Annotated in this window: 11 protein-coding genes; all 11 read left to right on the forward strand. The window is 57.9% G+C overall.

Annotation, left to right across the window (positions count from 1 at the left end; genetic code table 11):
* Nucleotides 1-1,434, forward strand: a 1,434-nt coding sequence (locus tag EYB53_RS09350; RefSeq protein ID WP_216863621.1) for a S1 RNA-binding domain-containing protein, incomplete at its 5' end; no start/stop codon positions are given.
* A 203-nt stretch (nt 1,435-1,637) separates the two neighbouring features.
* A complete protein-coding gene (gene rpmH, locus EYB53_RS09355; protein ID WP_097651798.1) occupies nt 1,638-1,811 on the forward strand; it encodes a 50S ribosomal protein L34 in 174 nt (57 codons plus the stop codon).
* 71 nt (nt 1,812-1,882) lie between these two features.
* Nucleotides 1,883-2,227, forward strand: a complete 345-nt coding sequence (gene rnpA, locus EYB53_RS09360; RefSeq protein ID WP_135477927.1) for a ribonuclease P protein component — start codon at nt 1,883-1,885, stop codon at nt 2,225-2,227.
* Between the two features lie 105 nt (nt 2,228-2,332).
* Nucleotides 2,333-3,352, forward strand: coding sequence for a YidC/Oxa1 family membrane protein insertase (locus EYB53_RS09365; protein WP_135477928.1), 1,020 nt, complete (start codon nt 2,333-2,335; stop codon nt 3,350-3,352).
* 16 nt (nt 3,353-3,368) lie between these two features.
* Entirely contained in the window at nt 3,369-4,064 is a 696-nt protein-coding gene (gene jag / locus EYB53_RS09370; RefSeq protein ID WP_097651801.1) for an RNA-binding cell elongation regulator Jag/EloR, read from the forward strand.
* Between the two features lie 24 nt (nt 4,065-4,088).
* Nucleotides 4,089-4,913 carry a PfkB family carbohydrate kinase gene (locus EYB53_RS09375; protein ID WP_135477929.1) on the forward strand — a complete coding sequence of 275 codons (825 nt, stop codon included), beginning with the start codon at nt 4,089-4,091 and terminating at the stop codon, nt 4,911-4,913.
* 107 nt (nt 4,914-5,020) lie between these two features.
* A complete protein-coding gene (locus EYB53_RS09380) occupies nt 5,021-6,130 on the forward strand; it encodes a cellulase family glycosylhydrolase (protein ID WP_209949602.1) in 1,110 nt (369 codons plus the stop codon).
* A 483-nt stretch (nt 6,131-6,613) separates the two neighbouring features.
* Nucleotides 6,614-7,930, forward strand: coding sequence for a BMP family lipoprotein (locus EYB53_RS09385; protein WP_135477931.1), 1,317 nt, complete (start codon nt 6,614-6,616; stop codon nt 7,928-7,930).
* A gap of 120 nt (nt 7,931-8,050) precedes the next feature.
* Nucleotides 8,051-9,613: an ABC transporter ATP-binding protein gene (locus EYB53_RS09390; protein WP_135477932.1), complete on the forward strand. Its 1,563-nt coding sequence runs from the start codon at nt 8,051-8,053 to the stop codon at nt 9,611-9,613.
* A 32-nt stretch (nt 9,614-9,645) separates the two neighbouring features.
* Entirely contained in the window at nt 9,646-10,722 is a 1,077-nt protein-coding gene (locus EYB53_RS09395) for an ABC transporter permease (protein WP_135477933.1), read from the forward strand.
* Entirely contained in the window at nt 10,719-11,705 is a 987-nt protein-coding gene (locus EYB53_RS09400) for an ABC transporter permease (RefSeq protein ID WP_135477934.1), read from the forward strand. Before EYB53_RS09395 ends, EYB53_RS09400 begins: the two co-directional genes overlap by 4 nt.
* The last annotated feature ends 42 nt before the right edge of the window (nt 11,706-11,747 follow it).

Consider the following 11,747-nt stretch of genomic DNA (forward strand, 5'->3'; position numbering starts at 1 on the left):
ACGCCCGAGGTGGAAGCGGTCACTACGCCCGAGGTGGAAGCGGTCGCCACGCCCGAGGTGGAAGCGGTAGTTGCAGCCGTGACCGAAGAGACCACGACAGTTGCACCAGTGGTGACAGGCGAAACTTCTGCCGAGTCCGGCGCTAGTTTTACCCCGGTGGCCGAGGATGGTTCGCGCCCACGTAAACTCAAAGATCTGCGTGCGGGGATGGAACTTGAAGGCCGTGTAACGTCGATTGCGCTCTATGGCATTTTTGTTGACATCGGGGTTGGGCGCGATGGTCTGGTGCATATCTCGGAAATGAGTGATACCCGCATTGATACCCCGTCTGATCTGGTGCAAATTGGCGATACCGTCAACGTGCGTATCAAAAGTGTTGATCCCGAAGCGCGCCGGATTAGTCTGACGATGCGAACCGGTAGCGGTGAACGCGAACGTGGCGCTGAGGTTGTCCGTGGGGCGCCACGCACGGCGAATCGTCCACGGCGTGCCGAGGTTGACAAAGAACGCCTTGCTTCGTTGAAAATCGGTGATGTGGTCGAAGGGGTCATTACTGGCTATGCACCGTTTGGGGCATTTGCGGATATCGGTGTGGGCAAGGATGGCCTGGTTCACGTGAGTGAACTGGCTGAGGGACGGGTTGAAAAGCCTGAAGATGCGGTCAAAGTTGGTGATCGCTTCTCCTTCAAGATCCTCGAAGTTGACCCCGATGGAACGCGCATCAGCTTGAGCCTGCGCCGTGCGCAACGCTCGCAGAAGATGCAGCAGCTTGAGCCCAATCAGATTCTTGAAGGTGTGGTCAGTGGTATTGCCCCGTTTGGTGCTTTTGTTGATATCGGGGTTGGGCGCGATGGCCTGGTTCATATTTCAGCTCTGTCGTCGAATCGGGTCAATCGGGTTGAGGATGTCGTATCCGTTGGCGATAAGGTCAGTGTCCGGGTGCTTGAAGTTGACCAGCAGAGCAAGCGGATAAGCCTGACCATGCGGCTTGAAGAGACCGATGACGACGCGATGGTCGAGGGTGACGAAGAGGGCTACGCTCCGGCGACGGGCAATGCCCCCTCCCAGTCACGTGCGACGGCCAGTTCGGCGAATGCACCAGCGGCAGCACGTTTTGCCTCATCCGCAGCCGAGGCCAAGGCCGGGCGTGAGCGCGAGCGTGAGCGCCGCGAGCGCCGTGAGCGTGAACGTGAGCGTCGCAATGCCGTTCAGCCCGAAACGTATAGCACCGAGGATGTTGAAGAAGAGTTCGTTGGTGATGCAACCCTCGAAGATCTGCTCAGCAAGTTTGGTGGATCGGTTCCGCCGCGTCGTGAGCGCAAAACAAATAAGCGTGAAGAGCAGGACTTTGACGACGAACCAGAGGAGCGCCAGGATCGCCGCCAGCGTGATGCTATCAAACGAACGTTGCAGCAGGTTGGCCGCGACGAGTAGTCTGCCCTTGCCTGGGCTTGCGCAACGGTCTGGGATGTAAACCCCAGTCCCCATGTTATCAGGTGGGTGTGAGTGGTTTAGCCGCTCACACCCACCTGATAACGTGGGGAATAAGTATTCGCACCTGGGGGAAACGTATTTGACACTGCCCGAACGTGGCACGTATAATACTCTGAGTTTGTCATATAGAGAGGAGCGTAGATATGCCAAAACGTACATGGCAGCCCAAGCGCATTCCGCGCCGGCGTAAACATGGATTTCTTTCACGGATGGAGACAAAAGATGGGCGTGCCATCCTGCGCCGCCGTCGCATCAAGGGTCGCTATAAGCTGTCGGTGAGCGATGAGCGTCGTCAGGTGCGACGTGGGCATCGCTAAATGGTGCTGCACGTCGCACAGCGTACGATCACAACACGCCTGAAGCCGTGGCTATGGTGTCATGATCTGATATGAAACGTGCTCTCCGCTTGCGTCATCCTGAACAGTTTCGGCGTGTGCGAAACCAGGGTCAACGTTTCGTGTCACCGCTGCTGACTTTGTACGTGCGGATCGGCAGACCACACCGTCTTCGTTGTGGCTTTGTCGTTGGCAAGTACCTGGGAAGCGCAGTGATACGCAATCGAGCCAAGCGACGGGTGCGTGAAGCTGTTCGTCTGGCTTTGCCCTACGTTGAAACAGGCTATGATCTCGTTTTTGTTGTGCGTAAGCCTGAAGTGGGTGAGTTACCTTTCCCACAGTTGCAACAGTTAGTTGAAGGGCTGCTGCGCCAGGCAAAACTCTGGCGCAGCGTTTAACCTGTTGAGTGTCTATATTCGCCCCTGCGGTACCCGTGCACCTGTGGTGTGAAGCCGAAGAAGATGGTTAGGTCGTCAAGGGTGCGCATACGTTGAGGAGACCATATGTGGTCATGGTTTGTTGGCCTGCTTGAGCAGGCGCTGATCTGGTTTTCATCAGCTACAGGCAATGTGGCCCTTGGCATTATTCTCTTTACCATTGCCGCACGCCTGCTTATTTTGCCCCTCACCCTGAGTTCGATTCGTTCGAGCCGGGGAATGCAGCAGCTTCAGCCGTTGATGAAAGAATTGCAGCGGAAGTACGGCAAAGATCCGCAAAAGCTGCAAGAAGAGACGATGAAGCTCTATAAAGAGCATAAGGTTAATCCGGTTGGTGGTTGTCTGCCGTTGCTGCTCCAACTGCCGATCTTTTTTGGTGTGTATCAGGCTGTCTATCACCTGTTTGGTGGTGAACAGGGACGCCAGTATCTGAGTCCTGCGGCTGAAGCAGCGTTACAAGATCCTGCTGTTGCCGCAGTCTTTTCACAACAGTTGTTTGGTCTGATTGATCCCGGTGGCGTCACGTTTGGGGCCAATGGTTTTGCAGGATTGGCCTATGTTGTGCTGCCGATTCTCTCGATTGTCTTCCAGTTCTTGCAGACGGTGATGGCGACCCCGCGAGTGCAGGATCCCCAGCAGAAGATGATGACCCAGATGATGATGTTTATGCCGCTGGTGTTTGGCTATATCGCCTTCACCTTCCCTCAGGGTGCGGTGCTCTACTGGGTTGTCAGCAGCATGGTTGGGGTGGTGCAACAGTATTTCATTACCGGGTGGGGTTCGCTGGCCAATTATCTCAAGTTTTTGCCCCCGGATGGCAAGTCAACGACATTGCCTGCACCGGCAGTTGCCGCCGTTGCCACCGACACGGGTGCTTCGGCTGAAGCATCTGTCTCAACCACACGTGCTGATTTCTGGGGTGTGATGCGTCCGTTGACCGAGTTACAGCCTGCGGTAGCATCAGCGAATAGCGCCGAAGGTGGCGCTGACCTGATCGTGGATAAACCAGGAGAACAGGTCAACAAGGCATCCCAGGCACAGATGCGAGGACAGGTAAGTCCACGCCGCAATCGTAGACGCAAATAGGAGTAAAAGGAAGACTATGAAAAGCATCGAGATCAGCGCACGCACCGTCACTGAAGCCGTTGAGCTCGCCCTGGCGCAGCTCGGCAAAGATCGTGACGAGGTGATGATCGCGGTGCTCGAGCCTGGCGAGGCTGGAGATGAGGCCCTGGTACGTGTCACGGTGGTAGATGATGATGATGACGAACCAGTGTCTGCGCTTCCGATCACTCGAGCCTCTTCAACCGATGATGTGCAGACGATAGCCCAGACGGTGCTTGATGAGTTGCTCGCACGTATGGATATCCATGCCTATGTGACGCCAGTTGTCTCGCGGGTGCCTGGGCAAAAAGGTGATGTCGAAGAGACGATCACGCTGCACGTCGAGGGGGCCGATGAAGAGGCAATGGGCCTGTTGATTGGTCGCCGTGGCGAGACACTGCGTTCTCTTCAGTTTATGCTTAATCTGCTCGTGAGTCGTCAGGTGCAGAAGTGGCCGCAAATTGTCGTTGATGTTGGCAATTATCGCCAGCGTCGCCAGGAGTCGCTCGAAGGTCTGGCCCGCCGGATGGCTGAACGGGTGCGCCAGACCGGTCGCCCGATGATGCTGGAACCAATGGCGGCCTACGAGCGTCGGATTGTCCACCTTGCGCTCCGTGATGATAAGACGATCTATACCGAGAGTTCGGGTGAGGGTGAGAATCGTAAGATTGTGATCTTTCCGGCACGCTCATAAGTTGTTGCTAGGCTGTTGAAGACGATGGTGCCGCAGTTTCTTGCCCTCGGGCATGCTACGTACGATCGGTTGCCTGATGGCCGGTTTGCGCCTGGGGGCAGCGTACGTTATGCGACGGGGGTAGCGGTGCGTCTGGGTTTGACCGCCGCAATGGCGACGGCGGGCACTCCAGCGGCGCTCCTTCCCGATCAGGAAGGTGTTCAGACCGTTCTGGTGCCTTCACCAGCCGTGACGACATTTGAAAATCGCTATGATGCTCATCGGCGAAGTCAGTGGCTGCACGCGCTGGCTTCGCCGCTTGTGCTTGCTCATCTGCCTCACGCCTGGTACGCCGCCCGGCTTGTGCATCTGGCTCCTGTTGCACAGGAACTTGATCTTGCGATGATCACGGCGTTTCCTGAGGCGTTGATCGTGGTGACACCCCAGGGTTGGATGCGAACCTGGACCGAACCTCTGCCGGCGCTGGTGCAACCCTGCCGCTGGCTGCCGCCGCCAGCATTGTTGCGTCGGATCAATCTGCTGGTGGTTAGTATTGAGGATGTGGCTGGTGATGAAGCGCTGGTCGCGAGTTATGCGCGCCATTGCCCGCTCGTTGTGGTGACGCGCGGTGCTTCAGGGGCGACGCTCTACCAGCATGGTGTGAGCCATCCACTCGCTGCGTGCCCTGCGCAGGAATACGATCCAACTGGTGCGGGCGATGTCTTCGCTGCGGCGATGCTCGTGCATCTGGCTGAGACCGGTGATGCGCTGGCTGCCGCACAGTTTGCCAGTGCTGCGGCTGCCTTGGCGGTTGAAGGACGAGGTCTAGGCAATTTGACCAACCGTGACGCGGTGTTGGCTCGTCTCTAGATGTGATACCATGTCCATGTACGGATGCGGATACCTCACCGGTTAATTGGTATGAGAGGCTGTGGTTGACGATGAGCTCATCTTGTTGGCGTAGACCAATCGGACAGATGGCGCTAGTGATCCTTTTGGTTGTGCTAGGCGCAACAAGTTTAGATGCGGCTGAGGCCCGGCGGAGCACGGCGCGTGCGCAAGGTGGGCCGAGTTTGCCTGCCGTGACGGTGGCTGGTGATCAGTTGCTTGTCGATGGACAACCCTTTGAGGTGCGTGGCGTCAACTATATTGACTATACTGGTGCCCCACCTGGGTGCCCTGAATTGCATTTCGGAGCGGATGGACGCTGCCCATGGAATCAAGCGTTGATTGATGCCGATATGGCGCGCCTGCAGACGCTTGGCGTTAATACGATCCGGATCTTTCTCAATTACTATGTGTTTGGTGGCGCGCGGACAACGAGTGAAGCGTATGATCAAGCCCCTGCCATGGCGCACCTTGATGCCATGATTGCCAGCGCCAATCGCCACGGCATCTATGTCTTGCCGGTCTTGCTGGCGAAATTTCCGCAAGATCAGCTGCACGGTGGTCAGTACGAGGCTGCCGCTGCCTTGCATATTCGCCCGGTCGTCAGCCATCTCGCAGGACGTTCCGGTCTGCTCGGCTGGGATCTCTTCAATGAGCCTGATATTGGCAGCCCGATGGACCAGCGGTGCTGGGACTGGGATAATGGTGATTTTCCGTTATGCCGTGAACTGGCCTGGCATCGAGTAGTCTTTCTCGCACGCATGAGCGCCGATGTGCGTGCCTTTGACCCTGGCCGCCCGATAACGATTGGGATGGGTTTTGGTAAAAGCTATTTCCGTCCTGCTGGACTCTATGCTTCACCGGCAGATCTGGTGGATTTCTACTCGTTTCACTACTATGACAATGATCCGTATGATTCGGGGCGCTATGCTCAGCACTGGTATTATGGAGCCGGTTTTCCCACTGATCTCCGCCGTGCGCTTGTTGAATTGAAGAATTTGCCTCAGCAAAAACCGATCGTCATTACTGAACTCGGTTTTCCAACTGGCCCCGGAACCCTGCGCAACGAAGAGGAATTGCGACGTGATCTGCGGATTGGGCTTGCCACGAGCCGTGCTACAGGTGCAGCGGGGGTTATGCTCTGGCCGTTTCAGCCGACACTTGACGGATTAGTTGGCGATCTCTTCATCGCAAACTGAGTTGGCGGTGCGGTGCATACACATCCTCGACGTAGCCCTGGCTGCCAGCGAAGCTGGCAGCCAGGGCGATTGCATCTTCCGTGTATGCACCCCGCCAGGGCACCCGCCAGGGCACCCGCAAGGGCACCCGCACCCGCCAGGGCACCCCGCCAAGGCACCCGCAAGGGGTGCCCGTACACCGGATTGGCCCCCGCCCCGGTACGGGCACCCCTTGCGGGTGCCCCGTTGTATCCGATTTCGTATAATGCAATCGCCCTGCGCTGGCAGCATATCCAGGTTGACACGCATCCAGGCATAGAGTATACTCACCCGTAGTTGTTAACCTGAACTTAATATATGAACGCCAGCGATGACGCGGCAAAGGGCACGAGCCCGTTGTAAAACCATTGTCTTCGTGCGAATGCATCAATGCTGACAGCAACTCCACGTTGCTGTCAGCATTTGTTATTGCCGGCCTGTCCAGGTACCAGAGGAGCGCAAACCATGCGTCAGCCACCCGTCCGGTTCATTGCCCTGCTTATTCTGTTCGCCTTGCTGCTGGGCGCGTGTGGGACAACCCCCGCCGCGCAACCGACCGCTGCTCCTGCCCCCGAGGCTACCGGTGCGCCACCGGTTGCGCCAACAGATGCCCCCGCTGAGCCTACGGCTGAAGCGACTCAACCCACCGAGCCACCCGCAGCGACCGAAGCCCCGACTGAAGAAGAGTTTGTCTTTGGGATGATTCTGGTTGGCCCGACGAATGATGGTGGCTGGAACCAGGCCCACTTCGCGGCGGCTGAGTATGCCCAGGCCCGTTTGCCGGGGTCACGCTTTATCTACATTGATAAAGTCAATCCCGCTGACCGCCCCAACGTCCAGGTTGAGCAAGCGATTGAGGAGTTGATCAACCAGGGCGCGAAGTTTGTGATTACCAATAGCGCCGAATTTGCTGACGGAACGAAGCTTGCCGCCGAAGCCCATCCGGATGTCTATTTCTTGCATGCCTCGGGTGATGCAGTCTTGACGGGGAGTGCGCCATCCAATCTGACCAATCTGATGGGGCGCATGGAGTATGGCAAAATGATGGCAGGTTGTGCCGCTGCGCTGCAGAGCGACGCGGGCAAACTGGCCTACCTGGGCCCGTTGATTGACCCCGAGACACGTCGTCTGGTCAACTCGACCTATCTTGGCGCGAAGTATTGCTGGGAAAATTACCGTGATCAGCCGGCTGATAGCCTTGACTTCAAGGTGACCTGGATTGGCTTCTGGTTCAATATTCCTGGGGTTACGCTTGATCCGACCCGTGTGGCAACTGATTTTATCAATGAAGGCAACGATGTCATTATCTCGGGCATTGATACAACCGAGGGGTTAGTTGAGGCGAATAAGGCCTCGGCAGCCGGGCGAACGGTCTGGGCGGTGCCGTATGACTACGAAGATGCCTGTGCTCAAGGTGAGGATGTCTGTCTTGGGGTGCCCTATTTTAACTGGGGGCCACGCTATACCGAAATTCTCGGTGATGCGATGGAAGGTCGTTTTGAGTCACAGTGGGAATGGATCGGGCCGGATTGGAACGATATCAATAATCCCGATACCAGTATGATTGGCTTCATCAAAGGGGCGGGTTTGACGCCTGAGAATGGGGCGCTGCTTGATGATTTCATCAGCAAACTGGCCGATGGCAGTCTGAATCTCTTTACTGGGCCGCTGAACTTCCAGGATGGCACGGTCTTTGTGGCTGATGGTGAGGTTGCTGATGATCTGGCAGTCTGGAATACACCGCAGCTGCTTGAGGGTATCGAAGGGCAGAGTGCGCCGTAGCGCATAAGGATCTGCGGAAGCCAAATATCTTCGCTTCGCGGCGGAACAAGCCAGCTATGCTGGCTTGTTCCGCCGCGAAACCCTAGGTTTATGGAACCAGCGTAAGAAGCCGGGTGTGCGATGGAAATTGCCGTCACGAACTTAACCAAAACCTTCGGCAGCCTTCGTGCCAACGATCGGCTGTCGTTGCGCTTTGCGTCGGGCAAGATTCACGGCGTGCTGGGTGAGAACGGGGCAGGCAAAAGTACCCTGATGAAACTCGTGTCGGGTTTTCTGCAGCCCGATGCGGGTCAGCTTGAGTTTGACGGTCAACCCGTCAGGCTGCGTGGGCCGGGCGATGCGCTTGGGGCCGGGGTGGGTATGGTGCATCAAGATCCGCTTGATGTGCCTGGTTTTACGGCCCTAGAGAATCTGCTCTGTGCCGCCCCGCGGCGTGCTTTTCCTTCACGGGCGATGGCTCGGACAACATTGACCACGATGGCGCAACGCCTCGGTTTTACCCTTGCCCCTGATACGCCAGTCGGGGCTATGACGGTTGGGCAACGACAGCAACTTGAAATTGTTCGCCTGCTCGCCTGTGGGGCCCGTACCCTCATTCTTGATGAACCAACGACCGGGATCACGGCGGCCCAGGCCCAGGCTCTTTTTGAAGCGCTGCGCCAGTTGGCCGCTGATGGCAATACCGTGCTTTTTGTTTCCCACAAACTTGATGAAGTTGCAGCGCTGTGCGATACAGTCAGTGTGCTGCGCACCGGGCAACTGGTCGGTGAACAGTTACCGATGCCGCAACCACAGCAACGCTTGCTCGAGTTGATGTTTGGTGAACGGATTGTTCAGACAAGTGGACAGGCGTTGTTGCTGGCAGGGGTAACGGTGAATGAACCGCCGGGTGTCCCTGTGGTTCATCCAGGCCAGGATGAGCGATCCTCTGAGGCTAGTCCAACGACACCGCTGGTCTGGCAGCTTGAGCAAGTCACGGCCCGTGAGGGCATGGTCAGGCTGCGCAACGTTGATCTGCGGATCCCGCAGGGGCGGGTCATTGGCCTGGCGGGACTGGATGGGAGTGGACAGCAGCTTTTGCTCCGTCTGCTGGCCGGTCGTCTGCACCCCGATAGTGGCCGGATCCTGGTCAATGGCGTGGATATGACGCGCGCACGCACGCGCACCTACCGCGAGGCCGGGATCGAATACTTACCGGCTGATCGCATGCGTGATGGCATTGTCGGTGCCCTCTCTTTGACTGATCATTTTGCGCTGTTGCAACCGGCGGGGATTACCGTCGATCGGCAAGTTGCTGTACAGGCGGCCCGTGATGCAATTGCGGCGTACGAAATTAAGGCAACCCCGATCACTCCACTCATTGCGTTGTCTGGCGGTAATCAGCAGCGGGCGATGCTTGCGCTGGTGCCCGATGCTTGTCGCGGGTTGGCCTGTGAACAGCCGACTCGCGGGCTTGATGTGGCCTCGGCCCAGGGGATCTGGCAACGCTTGCAGGCACGCTGTGCCACTGGCTGCTCGGTGGTCTTTGCTTCGGCGGATCTTGATGAGCTCATGGCCTATAGTGATGAGATCCTGGTCTTTTTTGCGGGCGAAATGTCGGCCCTGTTGCCGCGGGCTACGTTGACTGGGGCACGGCTGGCCGAGTTGATTGGTGGCGTCGGTTTTGAACGCAGTGCGCCTTGACGCACCTTGAAGGGCGTTAGCCTGAAGTTGTTATGCAGATTCAAGACGCGGGAGGACAACTCACCAGTCGCACGACATATCGGCTAGCTGATCTCGCTGATTATCTGGCTCGTCTGGTCTTGCCTTTTCTCGGTGCCCTGGTGCTGACAACCGTGGTGTTGCTGACGGTTGATGTGGCTCCACTTGATGCATACCGGATCCTTCTTTTTGGTGCTTTCAGTACCCCGATCCGGTTTGGTGATATGGTGATGCTTGCGTCGCCGTTGATCCTCTGTGCAGGTGGGTTGACGCTGACCTTTGCCGCAGGTCTCTATAATCTGGGGATCGAAGGGCAGGTCGTGCTCGGGGCGATTGCGGCGATGATCCCGCTCCGGCTCTTTCCCGATCTCCCCCCCCCGTTGCTCTGGATGATCAGTTTTGCTTTTGGTGCGGCAGGCGGGATGATCTGGGCCCTGCTGGCGGCGAGTTTGCGCCTCGGAGCAGGGGTGAACGAGATCTTTGCGGGCCTGGGCTTGAATTTTCTTGCCAGTGGCATTGCGCTCTATCTCATTCTTGGGCCGTGGCGGCGCGAAGGGAGCGCTTCTTCTTCGGGGACGGCGCTGTTGCCCCGCGAACTCTGGTTGCCTACGGTCGGCTCGTTGCGCCTGGCTCCGCTTGCGCCAATTATTGCCCTTGTGTCCCTGGTAATAGTCTGGTGGGTACTGTCACGGATGCGATGGGGGCTGGAGGTGCGGGCGGTCGGGCTCAATGGGGCAGCGGCTGATCGTCTGGGTGTGCCAGCGGTCAAACGCATGGCGCAAGCTATGGCAGGGTGTGGCCTGCTGGCTGGTCTGGCCGGCACCCTTCAGGTGCTTGGCGTCTTTCACCAACTGATTCCCAATATCTCGAGTGGGGTTGGCCTTATTGGTTTGCTGGTGGTCTTGCTCGTGCTGGCCCGCCCGATCTGGGTGTTGCCAGTCGCGGTCGTTTTTGCGACGTTCACCGTTGGGAGTGTGCAGTTGCCCCTGACTCTGGGGATTGATAGCAGCATTGCCGGTGTTTTGCAAGGGGCACTCGTGCTGGCTGCCCTGGTATCACGCGGTTTGATGCAGCGCAGGAGAAGGGCATGAACCAGCTAGCGATTGATCTGGGGGCCGTGCTTGCGGCGGCGTCACCGCTGATCTTTGCCACGATGGGTGCGTTGCTCAGCGAGCGCTCGGGGGTGATCAATCTCTCGCTTGATGGCACCATTATGCTCGGGGCGATGGGTGGGTTCACGGTGGCCCTTGTGACCAGCAGCGTTCCGCTGGGCTTTGGCGCGGCGGCGCTGATCGGGGCGGCGATAGCCCTGATCCTGTGCATCCTCAGCCTCACGCTGGGCCAGTCACAGACAGCGGTGGGTTTTGTGCTTGCGCTGCTTGGGATTGAGCTCTCCTCGTTTCTTGGTGCACCAGTGGTGCGCGTGCCTGGCCCATCAGTGCCGTTTCTGCCGATTCCGTTGCTGGCTGATCTGCCAATCGTTGGGGTGATCTTTTTTCGGCATAATCTGCTGATCTATCTTAGTTTTTTGTTGGTGCCCTTCATCTGGTGGATGCTCTTTCATACGCGCATGGGTTTGACAGTGCGGGCTCTTGGCGAGCGACCTGCGGCGGCGTTTGCGCGTGGGGTCCCCGTGACACGGATGCGCTACCTGATGTGCATTCTTGGGGGGGCACTGGTGGGCATCGCCGGGGCGGCCTACTCGCTCGATCTTCGGCAGGGTTGGTCGTACCGACACACCTTTGGCATGGGATGGATAGCGCTGGCGATTGTGATTTTTGGAGGATGGCGCCCGTGGCGAGTCGCTTTTGGCTGCTATCTCTTTGCCGCGCTTGAGATTGTCGCGCTTCGCTCGCAGCGTACGATGGCAGGTGTACCAACACAGGTCTTCCAGGTGGCACCATTTGTGCTGATGATTCTGGTGTTGGCGCTGGTCAACCTGGTCTCTAGCCCGCAAGCGCTCCGGCGGATTGCGAGTCTCCCACCGATCTTGCGCGGCCCTGTCGCGATGCTTGTTTCACGGTTGGCCGTTGCCGCCCCTGCGGCCCTTGGGCAACGCTTCGAGCGCCCTTGAGGGCGTGACCCGAGAATCGTTGTTTTTCTAGCACAAAAGGCC

The organism is Candidatus Chloroploca mongolica, from assembly GCF_004762035.2.
Lineage (GTDB): Bacteria > Chloroflexota > Chloroflexia > Chloroflexales > Chloroflexaceae > Chloroploca > Chloroploca mongolica.